We start from the raw sequence: 20439 nt of genomic DNA on the forward strand, positions 1-20439 counted from the left end.
AGATACAATGAATAAAAATGATCCCTTACAAAATAAGCAGTTTGGTTATGTTGATTTAGGACAACATATAGAACGGCTTGACCAAGCCGGTTTGCTTTGTAGAATTGATGAGCCAGTTAATAAAGATACAGAGTTACATCCATTAGTGAGATGGCAATTTCGTGGCGGTATAGCGGAAGAAAAGAGAAAGGCTTTTTTATTTACAAATGTAGTGGATAGTAAAGGCAGGCGCTATGATATTGATGTAGTCGTAGGAGCATTAGCTGCAAATCCAGAAATATATCGAATTGGCATGAATGTAGCTAATTTTGAAGATATTGGACCTGCTTGGGAGAGAGCAATTGCCAATCCCATACCGCCGATGATTGTTGATTCTAAAGATGCAGCATGTCACGAGATGATTATTCAAGGTCGAGACTTAGAGGGTTCTGGGAACGGCTTAGAGTCTATTCCTTTTCCAATTTCAACGCCAGGTTTTGATGCTGCTCCTTATATCACTGCAGCTTGTGTAACTACCCGCGATCCAGATACAGGTGTTCAGAATATGGGAACATATCGTGGGCAAATCAAATCACCTACCCGACTTGGGATGATGATGCTTGCTAATTTGAGAGCGGGTGGTTTAGAGCATTGGCGGAAATACAAAGCAAGGGGAGAGAAGATGCCAGTCGCAATTGTGATTGGCTGTCCTCCTTTCGTTAATTTCCAAGGACCACAAAAACTTCCAATCGGTTTAGATGAGCTTTCTGTTGCGGGTGGTTTGGCTGGTGAGCCTATTCGAGCGGTAAAGGGTCATACGGTAGATATTTTGGTGCCAGCCGAATCAGAAGTTGTAATAGAAGGATTCGTTGATACAGAATTTCTGGAGCCTGAGGGGCCTTTTGGTGAATCGCATGGCTATGTCGCTCTGGAGGACTACAATACCGCTGTTACAGTAACTGCCATCACTCGGCGAAAAAAAGCGACGATCATGTCCATCATCTCGCAAGTCACACCGAGTGAGTCAAGTGTTATAAAAAAATTAGCATACGAGCCTTTATACCTTAGCCATTTAAAAAACCGATTATCCATTAAAGGGATTAAAAAAGTCACGCTACACGAAGCACTTACTAATTTACGTAAAGTGGTTTTCTTACAGTTTGCAAGAGGAACTGCTAAAACTGAAATATGGCGTGCCTTAAATGGCACGATGACATTGCAGGCAGCCATTGGAAAATTTGTGATTGCGATTGATGAAGACATTGATCCGAATAACATAGACGCTGTTTTGTGGGCAATGTCCTACCGCTGTGATCCTGGGCAAGATATACAAATTGTTCGGTATAGAGAGATGGGGCATGGGCCTAGAAGCGAATATACGCCTGAGATTGATTCTGCAATGCTCATCGATGCCACGATGAAGTATCCAATGCCTCCTCTAGCGCTTCCTAAAAAAGAATATATGGAAAATGCCAAAAAGTTATGGGAAAAACTTGGTTTACCTGAATTAAGACCTGAGTCTCCTTGGTACGGATATGATCTAGGCGACTGGAGTGAGCAATGGGATAAGAATGCCCTAGACGCCACTAAGGGTTTATGGATGGAGAGAGATCAGGACTACATCGATAGGAGAAGTTACGATGCAATTCCGAACATGCCAGTAAAGAAAACCCCCAATACAGATTAAGCAGCTTTCATTCGTTGAATAAAAAGTTGTCCAGTTTGTTTTGTGCCAAGAGATCCACCAATATCCTTAGTCGTTTCCTTAGCGTCAATTGCTTGCTCCATACATAAGTCGATTAATTTTGCGGCTTGGATATAAGTTGGCAGTTGATGTCTTTGCCCTAACCAATTTAAGAGCATGCTTGCTGAGGTAATGAGAGAAAAAGGATTGGCAATATCTTTTCCTGCAATATCAGGGGCGGAACCATGCGCAGCTTGACCCATCGCGTATAAGTCACCAGCATTGAGAGATCCGCCTAAGCCAAGGCTGCCGGATAATTCCGCCGTCAAATCGGAAAGAATATCACCAAACATATTTGTCGTCACAATCGTATCAAAACGCTCAGGATTTCTAACAACGTGAGCCATCATGGCATCTACAATAAATTCATCAACCGTGACTTCGGGGTAGTTTTTTGCGACGTTATAGCAACTATCCATAAACATGCCATCGGTGATTCTTAAAACATTTGCTTTGTGAATTATCGACACATGTTTTTTTCTTGTCATCGCTAATTCAAAAGCTGATTTAGCAATTCGGTCACAACATAGGCGTGTAATCCTTCGCAGAGCGATACCGACTTCTGGAGTTACCAAAATCTCACTATTGCCTGACTCTACATTACGATCTGCATAAAACCCTTCTGTATTTTCTCGAACCACAGCCAGGTCAAAGGGATTCATACGCGTTGGAATATTTGGAAAAGTTTTCGCAGGACGAATATTGGCGTATAAATCTAATTGCTTACGAAAATATTTAGAAGGATTAATCTCACCTTTTGATTCATCTTTGAAGTCAAATGTAGCCATTGGTCCTAACATGAGACCATCAGCATCTTTTACTTTAGCAAGTAATTCTGGGGTTACAGTTGCTTGATATTTTTTTAAACTATCATGACCGGCTATCTCAGGAACTAGCTGTAATTGAAGATGAAGTTTATCTGAAACTGCTTCTAAAACTTGAGTACAGACAGCCATGGTTTCGGGACCGATACCATCCCCTGGAATAACAACAATTTTCATAAATTTATTCTAATTTTAAGTTGAGGGATTGAAGGTTTTTTTTGTAATTATTGAGTTCGGTGCGATGGAATTGAGCAAACTCCTCACGCGTATTTGGTTTGATGTTAATGCCATCTTTTTCAAATTGTTTTTTAAATTGAGGATCATTTAATATTTGGTTGATCAGTACATTTAAGGATTGCAGAATTGGCTCTGGAGTTTCTGCAGGAGCAAATACACCTCCCCAAAGAGTAAAGCTAAACTCTTTACCAATATCTTCAGTAACAGTATGAAGTTGAGGAAAAACATTGGTTCTCTTTGGTGAAGAAACTGCGAGTGCTTTTAATTTATTACCTTCAACAAATTGAATCACAGACGGTGTACTAGCAAAAAATATATTGACGTGTCCACCTAAAATATCGGTCATCGCTGGGCCAGCACCTTTATAGGGAGCGTGGATCATTTCAATACCAGTCAATTGCGCTAAAGATGCCCCAGCTAAATGACCAGGTGTGGCAGTTCCAGATGAGGCGTAGGTGAATTTATTAGGTTGTGATTTCGCCAGTTTGATAAATTCTGGAAGAGAGTTATAAGGAGAATTTAATGGTGCAACCAAGGTTAATGGAACTTCGCCAATGAGGGCAACAGGTTTGAGATCTTGATAAGGGTCATACCCTAAATCTTTACTAACAAGCGTATTGATCACCATTTCCCCAGTTTGACCCAGCAAGAGGGTGTAACCATCTGGTTTTGCTTTTGTTACAAAGCGCGTCCCCAAAGCTCCCGTCGCTCCAGGTTTATTTTCAACAATAAAAGATTGTTTGGTTTTAAGGGTTAATTGTTCAGCAAGCTGTCTTGCTAAAAGATCACCAAGACCTCCAGGAGCATAGGTTACGACAATGGTGACAGGTTTATTTGGATATGCTTGCCCAAAACTCAGTGGACTAATAATCAAGAAAAGGGCGCCAATCAGGATATTTTTCAATTTTTTCTCATTTTAAAAATAGTTTATAAAAGTTATTTTAGCTGAATTGATTGCCAGTAATTTCAATTGGATGATAATTGATGAATACCTATTCAGGAGATCAAAATGACTATTCAAAATAAACAAGATGAAAATCTATTAACAAATTATTTTTTACAAAAATTAAAAAATAATGAATTAGTTTCGTCCATGACAGTACGGATGGTGAAGGGGATTGAAATTGCTCAAATAGCAAAAACAGCTGGTTTTGACTCGATTTATATTGATTTAGAGCATAGTAGTTTTTCTTTAGAAACCACCAGTCAAATTTGTATGGCCGCTTTAAGCATTGGATTAGCGCCATTCGTTCGGGTTCCAGCAAATACTCCTGAGTGGATTTCTAGGGTCTTAGATATTGGCGCTTTAGGCATCATAGCGCCGCATATTAGGTCAGCAAAAGAAGCTGCAGAAGTAGTCAAGTTTGCTAAATTTCCACCGATGGGTGAGAGATCTGCAGCAGGAGCATTACCGCACTTAGCTTACCATTCACTTCCCGCTACCAAGTCCTACCCCATCCTGAATGTTAATACGGTAGTCATTGTTCAATTTGAAAGTCAGCAAGCTCTTGATCAAGCGGAGGAAATCATTTCTACGCCAGGAGTTGATATTGTATTGATTGGCACAAATGATTTAACTGCTGATATGGGAATCGCTGGTCAGTATGATCATGCACGAGTAGATGAGGCATATCGTTTAACCATTAACTTATGTCAAAAATATGGTAAGTGGTGTGGCGTCGGGGGATTATCTTCTCGACCTGATTTAGTTGAAAAGTATGTCAAGCTAGGTGCAAGGTACGTTTCTGCAGGAACTGATATGGCTTTTTTAATATCAATCGCTGCAGAAAAAGCAAAACAAATTCAAAAAATTGAATATTAAAAACCAAATAAACGCGCTGGATTGTCTTCTAAAATCAGCTTTCTGATACTTTCTTGGTCTGTCCAGCGTCCTAATAAGTTAAAAAGTTCCACTGAGCTTTTTTCACCAAATGACAAGTGAGGGTAATCACTTCCCCAAATAATTTGTTGCGGTGCTGCAGCAATAATCGCTTTTGCCAAAGGATCTGCGTCAACAAACCCAGGTGTTTTTGACATTCTGTAAATGCCTGTAAATTTTGCATAAGCGAGTTGATTAGGGTCTTTTAGTAAATTTAAAAAGTTTTTGAAGGCTGGTGTATCAACACCATCTTTTGCAAGATTCATACCCATATGGGCCATAGAGAAAGGCAGCTCTAGTTTTTGAAAAACAGGCATTAACTCTGCAGTTAACCAACCAGGTAATAAGAAATCCAAATGCCAACCAATTTCAGAGCATCGTTTAGCAAGAATTTCAATTCGTGATTTTAGTTGATCTGCAAGCCCTGAAGTTTCTGGAAAAACTGGGCTAACATTGACTCTAACTCCCCTTACTCCAAGATCATTCATAGAAGCTATTAGAGCATCTGGAGCATTTTCATCAATATCAACAATGCCTCTGCAGTTTTTGGTACCAATGATTTTCATGGCATCTAACATACAAGAATTGTCGCGACCGTAGGCACTCGGTTGGACAAAGACATATCTTGAAATACCTAAATGCTTTGCGAGTTGAAGGTAATCCTCAAGGGGAGCATGTGGCGGTGCATAACGTAAATCAGAGCTATAGGGATATAACTCTGCTGGACCAAAGACATGAAAATGCGCATCACAAGCATGTGCTGGAGCAGTAAATTGAACCTTTTCACTAGGATTAAAAGACATAAAGTTCCTTATATTCAATTAATTGAGATTTGCTTTAATATCAGATTTTTTAATAATATCTGACCACATGGTGCTTTCATCTCGGATCATTTTTGAGAACTCGGCAGGTGAGTTGGAGGTTGGATTTACCCCCGCATTTTTGAAAACCTCAATGACCTGAGGAGTTTGAATGGCATGAACGATTTCTTGGTGCATCTTTTCAATAATGTCATTTGGTGTGCCCGTTGGAGCCAAGACCCCAAACCAATAGGTCATTTTATAGTTTGGAAAACCTGCCTGTGCAAAGGTGGGGACTTGAGGAAACAAAGGGTGTCTTTGATTACCACTAATAGCCACACCCATTAATTTTCCATCACGAATAAAGGGAGCGGTAGAGCCAACACTTCCGATCGCAAGATCTACACGATCAGCTACAACATCAACAATCGCACTAGCAATTCCTTTAAAGGGAATATGCGTCATTTTAAGATTATTTTGAACGAGGAATGCCTCCATTGCCAGATGTGCTGAAGATCCAATACCACCAGAGCCATAGTTAAAGCCATTTGGATTTGAACGAGCCGCTTGCACAATTTCTTTTAGGTTTTTTTGAGGTAAATTGAGACGACCTACTAAAACAGCTGGAGCATCAGCAACTAAAGATACGGGAGTTATGTCTTTTAAAGGCTGATAAGGCAACTTTTCGTATAGAGCGGTTGATACTGCGAATGAATTATCCGTCAGTAAAAAAGTATATCCGTCAGGCGCTGACTTTGCTACTGCATCAGTACCTAGCGTGCTTCCAGCGCCACCTTTATTTTCAATAATGACCGTTTGGCCAGTATGTTTAGTAATTTCTGCACCGATTACTCTAGCTGCTGTATCAGTAAATGAGCCTGGCGCAAAGGGCACAACTATCTTAATTACTTTATTTGGCCAATTGTTGGTTTGAGCATATCCAATGTTTGACATACTAAAAAGAGCAACAAAGCAGAGTAAGGTTAATCGAAAGAGGTTTTTCATGGAAATATTCATTTATGAGAAATGTTGATTGAGGTATTGAGCTGTGACTTGTATGGAGGATAAGACTGGTTTGCCTAAGAGTAATGATAGAGGATGAAGAACTTCTTGGGTCGGTAATTGTGAGCAAGCAATAAAAAGGGCATCTATATCATCAGAAAATAAAGTTTTAGCCTTTTCTGCAACTTGTTCCGCGGTGATTTGTCCAAGCGCGATGACATCCTGAGCATAAAAGCTATCGAAATGTCGAACTTCGATGCCGCCAGATTTGAGAAACAGTTTGAGTTGATCATTGACGTGATCTTGATAGGGTGTCAGTAAGGAGATATTTTTCGCACCAATTTCTTGAAGGGCTTGGACCATCGAGTAGGCTGTTGTGACAACAGGCTTACCTGTAACTTCTCCAATCCGCTGTGCCATCTCACGATCTCCCTCAGGACCTAGAATAAATCCAGCCGCAGTACAACCATAAGCAACAATATCCAAATCAAGTTTGGCAGCTTGTTCACAAACTTCAATTGTGGAGATTTTGTAGGCAGGTAGTGACTCTGTGGTGAGTAAGCCTTTTCCTCTTGGAACTTTAACAACTTCACAAGATGAGCCTTTAGGTAACCAATGTAAAAGCTCTTGGTGCATTGTCGTATTATTTTCAGGAACAACTAACATGACATGAAGAGGATTTGTAGATGGATTCATTATTATTTTATGATTGTGTTGGAGGGGGGCGACGAATAGTCATTGAATGTGGCGGTCGATCATCACTATATTCAGTCGTACGCCAATGAAGAGCGCGTAACTCACCAAACTCATGAGGTAGCTTCTCCCAAGTAATTCCTTTATCTATACTTTTAAATAATTGCCCTAAGTTGGTACAAAGGAATAGTAGTCTAGCATTGGATTCGTGCATGGCAATACACCAGGGAGTGGAATTAAGAGATTGAGGTAAATTTACTTCAGTCCATGTATATCCATAATCAGAGCTTTTAAGAAGTTTTCCGTTATTTCCTGGAGGGCCATTACCGTTACAAAGCCAAATAGTTGAAGGATCGTCCTTTTGAATAGCAATTGCTCTGGTATATTGCCATGGCGAATCTAACAGAACAAATTCCCAGTTAGCGCCATTATCTGTTGAGCGATGAAGACCTTGATTCGTTGTTGCATAAATAATTTTTGTACCATTAGGTATTTGTGTAACACATATACCATGAACATCAATTGAAATTAGGCCATTAGAAACCTCTTCCCAGGTAGCGCCATCATCAATACTTTTAAAAATACCACCAATTTCAACGGTAGCCCACATCATTCCAGTATCTATTGGATCATATAAAATTTGAGTAAAACGGGTTGGCCCCATATTAATTTTTGAAAAAGAGGCAAGACCTAGAATATCAATTTTCCCCCAAGTTAAACCAGCGTCTATCGATCGATAGAGTTCAGCAGGTCTTGAGCCAGCAAAAATGATGCTTGGATTATCTGGAGCCTGGGCTAAAGCCCAAACATCTTGCATTGGACTGTCGAGAAGTTTCCAGCGGGTTAGATTTTCATCCCATTGAAATAAACCCATGTCTGTGCCGCAAAGTAAAAATTGGGGTTGTTTTAAGTGGCTTGAAAAACACCATGCTCTCGCTTCAAGGTACATACCGGAGTGGCTATTGGGGTGAACAAATTTTTCACCAACATCATCGCTAAACCATACAGAATGACCGGCAGTGCCCGCATACACCTCAACCCGGCTTTTCATAAAGACTCCAATGTCTATTGTTATGGGAAGTATCCTAATCCAATGCTTTATATTATATCTAATTACATTTTTAAAATATCAGGAGATAAGATGAATTGCCTAAAATTACTACTTCAAGTTTTTTTTAGTTTTTTTATTGGTATGGTTCATGTCACATCTCAAGCACAAACCTACCCTAATAAGCCAATCCATATTGTGATTGGATTTCCGCCTGGCGGAGCGATTGATACTCTTGGCAGAGTATTAGCACCAAAAATATCTAAAGAGCTTGGCCAACCAGTAGTTATAGACAACAAGGGTGGCGCAGGAGGTGTTATTGGTATGCAATTTGTCGCCAATGCAGAACCTGATGGCTACACATTATTTTTAGGAACATTAGGTAATTACAGCATTACTCCTGCTATGGTGAAAGATTTGCCATATAACGTGCAAAAAGATTTTGTACCTATTACTCAGGTAGCCTCCTCGCCATTTATTATTTTTACCAACCCACAGTTGCCAATTAAAAATGTAGCTGAATTAATCGGATATGCAAAAGCAAATCCGGGTAAAGTATATTTTTCATCAAGTGGTAATGGTGGTTTACCACATATGGCTGGAGAAATTTTTAATGAAGCCGCTGGCACAAAAATAATTCATGTTCCTTACAAAGGAAGTGCGCCAAGTATTACTGATGTCATTGGTGGGCAGGTGCAATTAACTTTTGAAGCTATTGCAATTGGCTTACCTTACCTTAAATCTGGAAGATTAAAGGGAATAGCCACCACGGATAGTAAGCGTTTATCCATATTGCCAGAGATACCTACTGTTTCAGAGTCTCTTCCAGGATTTGTGTTGAAGAATTGGTTTGGACTTTCAGCACCAAAACAAACTTCATCAGATAAAGTTCAATTGATTCAAAAAAGTATTTTAATTGCGATGAAAGATCCTGAAGTAATTAAAACAATGAATGATTTAGGATTAGAACCTGTGGGAGATTCTCCAACAGAATTTGCGCAATTTATTCGTCAGGAGACAAATCGTTGGCAAACAGTATTTGCTAAAGGTAATATTAAATTAGATTAGTCTAAATGGCTATGGAACACTTACCATGCGCATACGATATAGCAGAATGTTGGCTTTACGAGATGCCATAGGGGAATTTCTCATTTGATCAAATCTTCTAGGCGCTGGCAGAATGGCAGCTAACCAAGCCGCTTGTTGTGGACTTAACTGCGATGCTGAAATTCCATAATAATGCTTTGCTGCGGCTTCAATGCCAAAAATACCAACACCCCATTCTGCGACATTGAGATAGATTTCTAAAATACGTTTTTTACTTAGAACGACTTCGAGCATTCCAGTAATGAGCATTTCTTCTGCTTTTCTAATATAGCTTTGTTCTGCAGATAAAAACAAATTCTTGCTGAGTTGCATCGTAATGGTTGAGCCTCCACGTTTGATTTTCCCATTTGCAACATTTTCTTTCGCGGCTTTTTCTAAAGCATCCCAATCGACTCCATCATGAACTGTAAAATTAGCATCCTCTGATGCAATCACTGCTTGCTTAATAGATAAAGATATTTTTTCATAAGGCACCCATTGCTTAGTGATTAAACGAGGCGGGCTTTGCGAACTTAGACGATTTTTTTCAGCATGCATAAAAGCGGTTTCTTTGGGGTTAAACTCCAAGTACCAAACCACTTGCACAAAAAAATATAACTGAATGGTAATGAACAGACCCAAAATAATTTTCAAAAAACTTTTCAAATTTCTTCCTATGCACGTTAGTGAAAGAGATTGGTTCTATCGACAGCATGAGCTAGATATGTTAACAAAATGTTAAGTAAGAAATCCCCCGTCCTTCAGGACGGGGAGGATGTCAACGAAACCTTTGGAATTCTTCATCTAAAGCCTCAGAATGATGTGTGGATGAATAGAGGATTAGTCTTTGGGGTTTTTCTGCATCTTTAAGCATGGTTTGATATTTAAAAGATTGAATCTGAACACATATTTGACGATGAAAACCCTTATAGGGTAAAGGGTTAATGACAAATTGTTGAAGATAGTATCTAATAGGTTACATGTAAATTTCTTAGGAGAAATCAATAATGAAGTTGAGTTATTTAAAAGCTTTAGCAGTTGTTGCAATTACGTCAACCATTATGTTGAGTGGAACGGTCGTTGAGGCAAAAAAATTAGGTGGAGGATCTAGCATGGGTCGACAATCTAACACGGTTACAAACAGCCAAAGTGCCCTACCTCCCAAACCTGCTGCTGCACCGGTTAACGCCGCACCAAAACCATCTACACCAACTCCTGCTGCTCCACAAGCACCAGCACCTAGTCGTTTTGGTGGAATGGGTGGAATTTTAGGTGGAATTGCTGCCGGTATTGGTTTAAGTTACTTGTTCTCGCATTTAGGAATGGGGGCAGAGATGGGTTCCATGTTCTCCTCATTACTCATTGTGATTGCAGTTGCATTCATTGGATTGTGGTTGTTTAGAAAGTTTATGAGCAGAAGCGCTGCGTCACCCACATTAAGTACTGGCATTCCTGGCATGAATTTCCAACAATCTGATGCTTCTATCAATGCTGGAAATTCTTACCCAGCAAGTAAGGCATCTAATGTATCACCATTACAAACGATGCCAAGTTCAAATCAAATGCCGCTCATCACTGAGCCTGCTCATCATGATTTGCCATCAAGTGTTCAAGCGAATTTAACGCCAAATTCATTTGCCGATAAGGAAAATTTTCTAGAAAATGCGAAGAAATTATTTTTACAGCTTCAAGAAGCCTCAGATCAGCAAAATATTGATGTTTTAAAAGAGTACACAAGCCCTGAGCTATTCACTCATTTAAGAAAAGATATGCTTGCTCGAGTTACAGCGATCAGTCATACGCAAGTATTAACTTTGGCAGCTGACTTATTGGCTGTTGAAGAAGAGAATCATGAGTATTTGGCAAGTGTTCGATTCTCAGGTTCTTTACGCGAAGAAGTAAATGGACCAGTCGAAGATTTTGCAGAGGTTTGGAATTGGTCAAAACCAATGGACAGTTCTAGCGGATGGATTTTGTGCGGAATTCAGCAAATCAATTAAAGATGCATTTATTTGTGAAGTTATAAAACGAGGGGTTTAACCCTCGTTTTATTTTGGGCGATACATCTTAAATAATTGCTCAGGACCAATTTTGAAATAATCCGCAGGACCACCTCCACGCAGTATGAAATTCGCTGTAGAGGTATTGAAAATACCGTCTTGTAGTAACTCTTTTGCTATATGAACAGCAACAACCTCACCCAAAGTAAGCCAACTAGATAATTGATTACCTTCAGCATTTTGCATGTGAATCATTTGGGTTAATTTACATTCAAAAGAAACTTTACTCTGCGCCACACGTGGCACCTGAATAACCGATGAGGCTAGAGGGGTTAATCCTGCCAATTCAAATTCATTCACATCTGGCGGTACTTCTGCACAAGTGGCATTCATTTGTTCAGCCAAATCTAAGGTTACCAAATTCCAAGTAAATTCTCGAGTTTGAGAAATGTTGCTAACTGAGTCTTTGTAGCCCGTGCTTGCAAAACCTATAATGGGGGGAGATGCATGAAAAGCATTGAAAAAGCTGTAAGGCGCCAGGTTTAGGTTGCCTTGACTGCTTTGGCTAGCAATCCAACCAATAGGGCGAGGCCCAACTATCGATTTAAATGGATCATGTGGTAATCCGTGCCCATTTTTTGGCTCGTAAGAATGAAAAGTATTAGACATAGAAACTCTCAACTAAAAATTTGATTTTAATCGAACGGTCAGCCCAGAAATGAGTGTTTGAGAAAGACTCTAAGAATCTTTCTCTATTTTTACTTGGTAGAAAATTCAATGCGGCGATTTTTTGCTTTGCCGATATCAGAACTGTTCTCTGCGATGGGCTTTGTATCTCCAAAACCAGCAGTTTTGAGTTGACTAATAGCAACTCCTTGACTTACTAAATAGGATTTGATTTTATCTGCGCGTGTAAGTGAAAGAACTTTATTCTCTTCAGGATTGCCAACATTATCCGTATGACCATTGATAGACACGTTGAGTGTGTCATTTTTCAAGATATCGGCAATTTGATTAAGGATGGGTTTAACATTATCTGGTACCTCGGATTCTCCTGTGTTGTATTCGATGGGGAGATTGAGAAGAGTACTCGCGTCTAGAGATTCTTGATTCAATTGAGGGTCGACATTCACAGATACATCAGTTGTTGCATCAGAAGTAAACCAGCTTTTAAGTCCAGCTAATAAAGTACTTTTCTGATCTTCAGACCCAACGCTAGCCTCACCAGTGATGAGTTTATTTCCTAAATGGAGACTCAGTTGTGGAACAGTCTTAAGTTTAGATAAGACTTCAAAAGGTTTTACATTCCACCAAAAGCGTGGCGCATCAGGTTTGATGGTTAATTGATCCACGACATTGTCGTTTCCCCATAAAAGTCTAGCTGGGTTTAGAAGGCTCATTTTAGCTTTCTCATCCACCACATCTCCGGCAAGAGTAATTTTTCCATTAGATACTGAAAAATCAAAATTGCCTAAATATATAGGGTTTTTGGTCTCAGATTGAACTGATTGATTGGGAGAGTTCATGGAGTCGGCCACATTGATGCTAAGGCTGACCACACCAACTAGGATCGCAAGAATAACTGCCCCAACAATCCCTAAAACATAATTTTGATCATCATCCTGATTCATTTGTGACATAAGCTTTCCCTAAATTCGACGTCTAAAAGAACTATATTATGATCAAAATATTTCATTATGGTCATAAAGTAAAGTTGATTGGTTCAATATTTAAAGATTTTTCTTAAAACTAAGCTATTATATGATGTGTTTTATTAAACTCTTAAAATATACAAATTCCAAAGAAAACGAATGGTGTTTCAATGAATGAAACTAATAACAATTCTAAATTGTCCTTCCAAAATTTAAAAGGCTCTGCCATTCAAAGGTTTTCAAAAAATAAACCACTTTTGGTTGTCTTAGGAGTACTTATCCTTGGAGTTTTAATTTGGGGCTTTATTCATCTTCTCCAGGGATTAAATAAAAAGCCCATTTTGGAAGAAAAGCAAAGCGCAGAAAATACCGTACAAATTTCAGTAGAACAAGCCAAAGAAATTAAGACAGGCTTGGTAGCTAGCTATGACTTTCAGGAACTTCGAGAAGCCGTCGGGGTAATAGACTTTGATAAATATAAAACTGCTGAGGTATTTTCTCCGTATCAAGGGCGTATCAATAAAGTTTTTGTAGAAGCTGGGAGTGACGTTAAAAAAGGTCAAACCTTATATACAGTTCTGGCTCCAGATGTTGCACAGGCTTCATCTGCTTTGTTATCTGCGGCAGGGGTTTACAAGCAGGCAAACGAAACGCTTAAGCGTGCTCGTGACTTATATGAATTTAAAAGTATTTCTCAAAGAGAGTTAGAGCAAAACATCTCAGATCATCAGACTGCAGAGGGAAATTATATTGCCGCCAAAAAATCGATGGCTTTGTTTGGTTTTTCAGACGCAGAAATTGATCAAGTGATTAGCGCTAGAAAAGTGGATATAGAGCTTAATATTAAGAGTCCAATTAATGGACGTGTCATTACGAGAAATGTAGCCACCGGTCAACTTGTTCAACCAGGGGTAGCCCCAGCGCCAATGACTGTTTCTGATACAACGAATTTATGGATGGTTGCGCAAGTCCCAGAGTCAGAGGCTCCTTTTTACAAAATCGGTCAAAGTGTTATTGTGAAAGTGCAGGCATATAAATATAAACTTTTCCCAGGAAAAGTTGTTTATGTAGCAGATTCAGTTGATCCTGCAACTCGGCGCTTAACCTTATATGCACAAATTCGTGATCCTGAGCGTGAATTAAAGCCTCAGATGTTAGCTAGTTTCAATATTGAAATTACCAAACCAGAACCTTATCCCGCGATTCCTGCAGAAGCAGTGGTTCGAGAAAACAATGGAACAAGAGTAGTTTGGACGACATCTGATGGAAAATTATTTAAACGTCGTGTGGTCAGTATTGGCATCACCCAAGCTGGTCTCGTACAAGTCTTAGACGGACTGCAAGCTGGTGAAATGATTGCTTTGAATAAAGCTTTATTTTTAAGTAATTTATACAGTGTTACACACTAGTTCAATGGCTGAATTAAAACTTCATGTTTAAACCCATACTTTATTTTGTCTTAACAAGAAGACCAATTGTGGTCTTGGGTTTATTAGCTTTTATTATTGCTGGAGTGATTGCTTTTTTAAAGCTCAACGTTGAAGCATACCCAAATCCAGCTCCAGTAATTATTGAAATTACCGCTCAATATCCTGGCGCATCCTCCGAAGAAATGGAGCGGTATTATACTCGTCCAATGGAGATTGGGTTAGCGACAACGCCTGGAGTTGAGGTGATTCGTTCGACATCATTTGCGGGACTTTCATTTGTTCGCGTTACCTTTAATTACAGTATCGATTATTACTTTGCGCTAACGCAGGTGGCCAATGGTCTTTCGCAAAATGTGAATTTACCTAATGGTGTTCAACCCCAAATACAAGCCTCAAGCTTAGTTGGTGAAATTTTCAGATACCAATTAAAAGGTCCATCAACCTATAGTTTGACTGATTTACGTACGATTCAAGATTGGGTAGTTGTCAAACGCTTATTAACTACTCCTGGAATTGTGCAGGTGGTTACGTGGGGAGGAACTACTAAGGAGTATCACGTTGAAGTTGACCCTAAAAGACTTGAGGGTTTTGGTATTACATTCCAACAACTGATCAGTGCCATTGGTAACTCCAACTCAAACGTGGGTGGCCGAACCGTGAGTGTTGGTGATCAATCCATGAACATTCGTGGCGTAGGTTTGGTAGAAAACTTATCTGATATTGAACGCATTGTTTTAACTCAGCAAAATGGTTTTGCGATTCGTGTAAAAGATGTTGCAACGATCTCAGAAGGATATGCGCCTCGATTAGGTGAGGCTGGAAGGGATGATCAGAAAGACGTTGTTACTGGCATTGTGATTATGAATCGAACCTTGCAAACGAACCAGGTTATTGAAAAAGCAAGAGAAGCAATTAATAAAATCAATTCAGATGGGTCTTTACCCAATGGAGTCAAAGTAGAGCCATACTACGACCGATCCAGTTTAATTGGCGTTACGACGCATACAGTTATTCATAACTTGGTTTTTGGATGCTTATTAGTTTTCATTATCCAACTCGTATTCTTAGGGGATTTACGGAGTGCGGTGATTGTCAGTATCAATATTCCTTTTGCGCTCTTCTTCAGTATCATCATTCTGACCTTAACTGGAGAATCAGCCAATCTCCTATCCCTAGGTGCGGTAGACTTTGGCATTATTGTCGATTCGGCTGTGATTTTGGTAGAAAATATATTCCGTAACTTTCAGCAGACACCTGAAGAGCGTTCTAGAACCTTACGTAAAATGGCCTTTGGCCCCGATGGTTTGCTTACCGACCCTTCTAAAGGTTGGACTGCTAGATTAAGGTTGATATTTTTAAGTTCGACTCAAGTTGATACATCCGTTCTGTTTTCAACGGCAATCACCATTGCTGCCTTTTTACCGCTATTCACCATGCAGGGTGTTGAGGGTCAGATTTTTGGACCAATGGCAAGGACCTATGGGTATGCATTAGCGGGCGCCTTAATAGCCACCTTTACGATTACCCCCGTGATTGCAAGTTATTTATTGCCTCGTCGTGTTAAAGAGCATGAAACGAAGATTGTTGAAGCGATTAGAGAGTTTTACACGCCCAAACTCACATGGGTGATGCAACACACTCAACAAGTTTTAATTGGTGGTATCGCCTCAATATTGGTTGGTTTGGTGATGTTGACCCAGCTTGGCAGTGAATTTCTTCCTGCCTTGGAAGAGGGTAATTTATGGATTCGTGCATCCATGCCTTCGACAATCAACCTAGAGGCAGGTACTGATAGTGTTCACAGAATGCGTGAGTTGATTAAGAGTCATCCTGAGGTTGTTACAGTTGTTTCACAACATGGTCGTCCAGATAATGGGAGTGATGCTGCAGGCTTTAATAATGTGGAGTTATTCGCCCCACTAAAACCCTTTGATGATTGGCCAAAGGGTTCCACTAAAGAAAAATTAGTGGCAAGTTTGCAAAAAGACTTTGAAAATGAATTTCCTGGTGTAACGACGAACTTCTCGCAATACATTCAAGATAACGTGCAAGAAGGTTTATCTGGAGTCAAAGGCGCTAACTCAGTAAAAGTGATTGGCCCGGATTTAGCCACCTTAGAGAGTTTGGCTAATGACGTTAAATTTGTAATGTCGAATATTGAGGGCGTGTCAGATTTAGGTATTTTTTACATTCTTGGCCAGCCGAATTTGAATATTTCAATTGATCGTGAAAAAGCAGCACGTTATGGTTTAAACACAGGTGATGTGAATACGGTGATTCAAGCTGCTTTTGCGGGTACTGAAGTGACAAGAGTAATTGAAGGCGTTCGACAATTTGCTTTGACCGTTCGGTTGAGAGGTGAGAGTCGAGATAGTCTAGAAGATGTATCCAATTTGCGAATTGGATACACTACCTCGAGTGGTGGAGTTGCTTACATTCCTTTGAGTGATATTGCTGACATCAGCTTGGATACAGGTGCTAGTTATATTTATCACGAAAAAAATGAGCGCTATATTCCGATTAAATTCAGTACTCGAGGTCGAGATTTAGGGAGTACTGTAGAGGAAATTCAGGAAAAAATTGGTAAAAAGATTGTTTTACCGGAGGGTTATCGCATCACTTATGCTGGAGAATTCGAAGAGTTACAAGCAGCGCAAAAACGTTTATCAATCGTTGTGCCGTTAGCCCTTCTCTTGATTCTTGCACTTTTATATGCATTGTTTAATAACTTGATGGACTGTATGTTAACGGTTGCAGGAGTGCCTTTTGCGATGCTTGGAGGTGTTTTTGCACTTTTTATTACCGGTCAAGCAGTCAGTATTTCTGCAATTATTGGATTTATCTCATTGCTCGGCGTGTCTGTTATGAATGGTATTTTGGTGCAAACCTATTACCGAGAGTTGATTATTTCAGGTAAAAGTAAATTTGAAGCTATTTTTGAAGCCCATGAAACGCGGATGCGTCCATTACTGATGACTGCTTTGTCTGCAGCGATTGGTTTACTTCCTGCGGCGATTTCCAATGGTATTGGTAGTCAGGTGCAAAAGCCATTAGCAACCGTAGTGGTTGGCGGAATGATTATTGGCCCTATCTTTTTGCTACTTGTAGTTCCAGCTATTTATCATGAAGTGTTGAAGCGTTATAACCCAAAGATGCGTCGAAAAGGACTTGGGGGGTAATGAGATGATCGTGAAGTTTAACCTCAAAGCCATAGCACTCGTAATGAGTAGTATGACTTTGATCTCTTGCTCAGTTGGCCCAGACTTTAAAAAGCCTGAAATGAATCCCCCCGCGAGCTTTACGCGTGAGGGCAATTTAGGGATAAATACATTACCCAATCAAACATCTATTGATCGGTCGTGGTGGAAGGCTTATGGCTCAGAAGAAATCAATTCTTTAGTCGATCTTGCCTTGAAAAACAATCCCGATATTGAAAGTGGGATGGCTAATTTACGTGTGGCACAAGCTAATGTGCGTGCACAACAAGGATTGTTCTTTCCATCAATTGGCGCTGGGTATTCTTTAACTCGTCAAAATGTAGGACCTGTTTTGCAATCTAGTGTGAATTCAGGAGCGCAAATTTATAATTTAAATACGGCAGGATTGTCGGTTGGTTTTGTGCCTGATATTTTCGGTGGGAACCGACGTCAGGTTGAGTCTCTGAAAGCTTTGGGTAATGCACAATCTTATCAATTAGAAGCATTGCGTACAACGATTGCAAATAACGTTGTGGCAACTGCTATTCAAGAAGCAACCTTGCGTGAGCAAGTCAAGGCTGTGAGAGAATTAGCTAAAGCAAGTCAGCTTCAGCTAGAACACGCAAGACGTCTGCGCGCTGCAGGGTATTCGAGTAGTGTCGATTTAGCTGTACAAGAGTCCTTATATGCTCAGGCTGTTTCTCAAGTTCCTGTTCTTGAAAAAGCCCGTGAGCAGTCCTTAAATTTATTAGCTGTTTTATGTGGCAAGATGCCTAATGAAAAATTGCTTTTACCAAGTATTGATTCCATTAAGCTGCCTAATCCATTGCCCTCATCGATCCCTTCACAGTTTGTAGAACAACGACCTGACATCAGAATAGCTGGGGAGTATGTAAGAGCTGCAAATGCGCAAATTGGCGTAGCAGTTGCTAATATGCTGCCGCAGATATCCTTAACTGGAAATATAGGTAATGTGGCAACATTGTTTGGTGACTTATCAGACAGTGCTAATTCGGTATGGAGTATTACAGGGGGTATTACACAGCCGATTTTTCAGGGTGGCACATTATTTGCCAGAAAAAGAGCTGCTGAGGCTGGTTTAGATGCTGCGATTGGTCAATATAAAAGTACCGTACTAAGTGCCTTCCAAAACGTTGCTGATACTTTATATGCGATCGAAGCCGATGGAAAGTACTATAAAACTGCGCGTGAAAATGAGGCTGCAAATAAAGTAATTTATGATCAATCTGATCGACAACTCAAAGCAGGATATATATCAGAAGCTGCCGCGTTACTGACGCAACAAACTTACCTTCAAGCCCGGATTAATAGTTTGCAAGCCTATGCTATTTATCTAGGTGATACTACTTCCTTGTATCAATCCCTAGGTGGTGGTTGGTCTGCAGAAACTGCCACAATCTACAAGCAATAAATCATTTATTTATGATTTGACGATACAAGATATCTTTGGCGTCATTTTTTTCTGCTGGTAAATTCAGTAAATGGCAGAGTAGAGGATAGATCTCGATATTTTCAAAGACATCTAATTGAGTGCGTTTGATGCGGTAGCCTGAAGCGATAAAAATCCCATGCATATCCTTTAATTCTGGGTCAAATCCATGCTGACCTGGAATCGTGAACGGCAGATTACTATCTACCATGGCATATCCAAGGTTAGCTAGGCAGACAATATCTGGAATTCTTTTATGGGTGCCAAAATGATAATTACTGGGAATATTATTTTTTTGCCAGCATTGTATGTTTTTATTCTGGTTAAGGGCATTGAGAACAGGAAGTGGTTTTTCACCATTTAGATTGATGCCTGCCAGTGGTCCTTGCCATTCAATACTTGGTTTATCAAATGAGGTTAAAAGGCTTTTTAATTGAATCCTTTGATTGGAGGGAACCTCTACCATACCGTGGTCTGAAACAATGAGGATAGTGGTTGTTGGCAAAAGATGGAGGCGGTCTAATCCTTGAATTAAGTTTTCAATTGCGTGATCAATTTCATGAACCGCGCGTTTGACTTCATTACTTTTTGGACCATATCTGTGACCCATCGAGTCTACATCCTCAAAATATAGTGTTGCAAAATCTGCGCGGCGATCATTGGGGCGATTAAGCCAATCTAGTAAGGTCTTGACCCTCTCAGGAGGTAACATGTTTTTATCATAGACCAACCAATCATTAGGTTGGACTCCTTTGATTTTTGCTTCAGATCCTGGCCAAAATAAGGTGGAAGTGATAAGACCGTTTTTCTGAGCAGTAACCCAAACCGGAGTACCATCCTCCCACCAAGCGGAATTAGCTACAGCTGACTTAGATGAAAGACGAAATGGTTCAGGTATTTGAGGATCTTTCATGGAGTTATTGACGATGCCATGATGGTCCGGATATAGGCCAGTGACGATGCTGTAGTGATTAGGGAAAGTATAGCTTGGAAAAACAGGTTGAATACCTTTTGATGAAGTTCCCTGTTGAGCAAGTTGATAGAGAGTTGGAGAAGATTCTTGTTGCAAATACTCTGGTTTAAATCCGTCTATCGAAATGAGTAGGGTGAGTGGTTTTGGATCTTTACTGGTCTGAATCGTAGGCGCAATGCCAGTCGTGCAAGCGCTAATGATAAAGGCCAAAAATAGGCAGAAAGATAGTTTTTTAAGCATATGGTTATTTTGACACATCCATTTGATAGAAGAGTCGTCATATTCCTTCGATAACATCCATTATGTTTATATCAACTAATTTCGCTATACATGAATTTGTCATTAAAAATTCTTTTACATTTATAAAATCTAGATAGTATTTTTGTTACAAAAAGATTAAAATTTCGTCTTAAACAATTTATATTTTATTTTTAAAGGTAAATTA

The 20439-nt window shown here is 39.8% G+C and carries 17 protein-coding genes; 7 read left to right on the forward strand and 10 right to left on the reverse strand.

Features of this window, described 5'->3' with window-relative positions; genetic code table 11:
* The first annotated feature begins 7 nt into the window (after positions 1 to 7).
* Complete coding sequence (locus QMN06_RS03940; protein WP_281971232.1) at positions 8 to 1666, forward strand: UbiD family decarboxylase; 1659 nt, start codon at positions 8 to 10, stop codon at positions 1664 to 1666.
* On the opposite strand, the gene QMN06_RS03945 is transcribed toward QMN06_RS03940, so the two are convergent.
* Both QMN06_RS03945 and QMN06_RS03950 read right to left on the reverse strand, forming a co-directional pair.
* Positions 1663 to 2724 (reverse strand): isocitrate/isopropylmalate family dehydrogenase, encoded by a 1062-nt coding sequence (locus QMN06_RS03945; RefSeq protein WP_281971233.1) that lies wholly within the window; start codon positions 2722 to 2724, stop codon positions 1663 to 1665. The genes QMN06_RS03940 and QMN06_RS03945 overlap by 4 nt on opposite strands.
* Positions 2725 to 2728: 4 nt before the next feature.
* Positions 2729 to 3688: a tripartite tricarboxylate transporter substrate binding protein gene (locus QMN06_RS03950; RefSeq protein WP_281971234.1), complete on the reverse strand. Its 960-nt coding sequence runs from the start codon at positions 3686 to 3688 to the stop codon at positions 2729 to 2731.
* Between the two features lie 105 nt (positions 3689 to 3793).
* Between QMN06_RS03950 and QMN06_RS03955 the strand changes: the two genes are divergently transcribed.
* The gene (locus QMN06_RS03955) at positions 3794 to 4606 is read left to right on the forward strand and encodes an aldolase/citrate lyase family protein (protein WP_281971235.1); all 813 of its coding nucleotides are present in this window, start codon (positions 3794 to 3796) and stop codon (positions 4604 to 4606) included.
* Here the strand turns inward: QMN06_RS03955 and QMN06_RS03960 are convergent.
* From QMN06_RS03960 to QMN06_RS03975, 4 genes are read right to left on the reverse strand one after another with little or no spacing between them, the layout of a single operon-like run.
* Positions 4603 to 5466: an amidohydrolase family protein gene (locus QMN06_RS03960; protein ID WP_281971236.1), complete on the reverse strand. Its 864-nt coding sequence runs from the start codon at positions 5464 to 5466 to the stop codon at positions 4603 to 4605. The two genes, QMN06_RS03955 and QMN06_RS03960, sit on opposite strands and share 4 nt — an antisense overlap.
* An 18-nt stretch (positions 5467 to 5484) precedes the next feature.
* The gene (locus QMN06_RS03965) at positions 5485 to 6468 is read right to left on the reverse strand and encodes a tripartite tricarboxylate transporter substrate binding protein (protein WP_281971237.1); all 984 of its coding nucleotides are present in this window, start codon (positions 6466 to 6468) and stop codon (positions 5485 to 5487) included.
* A 12-nt stretch (positions 6469 to 6480) separates the two neighbouring features.
* Positions 6481 to 7161, reverse strand: a complete 681-nt coding sequence (locus QMN06_RS03970; RefSeq protein ID WP_281971238.1) for an aspartate/glutamate racemase family protein — start codon at positions 7159 to 7161, stop codon at positions 6481 to 6483.
* Positions 7162 to 7168: 7 nt separating this feature from the next.
* Positions 7169 to 8209, reverse strand: coding sequence for a sialidase family protein (locus QMN06_RS03975; protein WP_281971239.1), 1041 nt, complete (start codon positions 8207 to 8209; stop codon positions 7169 to 7171).
* Positions 8210 to 8299: 90 nt separating this feature from the next.
* Here QMN06_RS03975 and QMN06_RS03980 point away from each other — a divergent pair, with 90 nt between their 5' ends.
* Positions 8300 to 9274, forward strand: coding sequence for a tripartite tricarboxylate transporter substrate binding protein (locus tag QMN06_RS03980; RefSeq protein ID WP_281971240.1), 975 nt, complete (start codon positions 8300 to 8302; stop codon positions 9272 to 9274).
* 9 nt (positions 9275 to 9283) lie between these two features.
* Here the strand turns inward: QMN06_RS03980 and mtgA are convergent, their stop codons facing one another.
* Complete coding sequence (mtgA, locus tag QMN06_RS03985; protein ID WP_281971241.1) at positions 9284 to 9958, reverse strand: monofunctional biosynthetic peptidoglycan transglycosylase; 675 nt, start codon at positions 9956 to 9958, stop codon at positions 9284 to 9286.
* Between the two features lie 341 nt (positions 9959 to 10299).
* Here mtgA and QMN06_RS03990 point away from each other — a divergent pair, with 341 nt between their 5' ends.
* The gene (locus tag QMN06_RS03990; RefSeq protein WP_281971242.1) at positions 10300 to 11292 is read left to right on the forward strand and encodes a TIM44-like domain-containing protein; all 993 of its coding nucleotides are present in this window, start codon (positions 10300 to 10302) and stop codon (positions 11290 to 11292) included.
* 48 nt (positions 11293 to 11340) lie between these two features.
* Here the strand turns inward: QMN06_RS03990 and QMN06_RS03995 are convergent, their stop codons facing one another.
* The gene (locus QMN06_RS03995; protein WP_281971243.1) at positions 11341 to 11961 is read right to left on the reverse strand and encodes a flavin reductase family protein; all 621 of its coding nucleotides are present in this window, start codon (positions 11959 to 11961) and stop codon (positions 11341 to 11343) included.
* 89 nt (positions 11962 to 12050) lie between these two features.
* Complete coding sequence (locus tag QMN06_RS04000) at positions 12051 to 12932, reverse strand: OmpA family protein (protein WP_281971244.1); 882 nt, start codon at positions 12930 to 12932, stop codon at positions 12051 to 12053.
* A 182-nt stretch (positions 12933 to 13114) separates the two neighbouring features.
* On the opposite strand from QMN06_RS04000, the gene QMN06_RS04005 reads away from it, so the two are divergent.
* Genes QMN06_RS04005 through QMN06_RS04015 form a run of 3 tightly spaced genes read left to right on the forward strand, consistent with a single transcriptional unit; the run spans position 13115 to position 19003 of the window.
* The gene (locus QMN06_RS04005) at positions 13115 to 14353 is read left to right on the forward strand and encodes an efflux RND transporter periplasmic adaptor subunit (protein WP_281971245.1); all 1239 of its coding nucleotides are present in this window, start codon (positions 13115 to 13117) and stop codon (positions 14351 to 14353) included.
* 23 nt (positions 14354 to 14376) lie between these two features.
* Positions 14377 to 17553: a CusA/CzcA family heavy metal efflux RND transporter gene (locus QMN06_RS04010; protein WP_281971246.1), complete on the forward strand. Its 3177-nt coding sequence runs from the start codon at positions 14377 to 14379 to the stop codon at positions 17551 to 17553.
* A gap of 10 nt (positions 17554 to 17563) precedes the next feature.
* Positions 17564 to 19003 (forward strand): efflux transporter outer membrane subunit, encoded by a 1440-nt coding sequence (locus QMN06_RS04015; protein ID WP_281971248.1) that lies wholly within the window; start codon positions 17564 to 17566, stop codon positions 19001 to 19003.
* A 1-nt stretch (position 19004) separates the two neighbouring features.
* Here QMN06_RS04015 and QMN06_RS04020 read toward each other — a convergent pair whose 3' ends face one another.
* Complete coding sequence (locus tag QMN06_RS04020) at positions 19005 to 20234, reverse strand: ectonucleotide pyrophosphatase/phosphodiesterase (protein ID WP_281971249.1); 1230 nt, start codon at positions 20232 to 20234, stop codon at positions 19005 to 19007.
* Between the last annotated feature and the right edge of the window lie 205 nt (positions 20235 to 20439).

Origin of the sequence: Polynucleobacter sp. SHI8, assembly GCF_027944005.1 — a bacterium.
Lineage (GTDB): Bacteria > Pseudomonadota > Gammaproteobacteria > Burkholderiales > Burkholderiaceae > Polynucleobacter.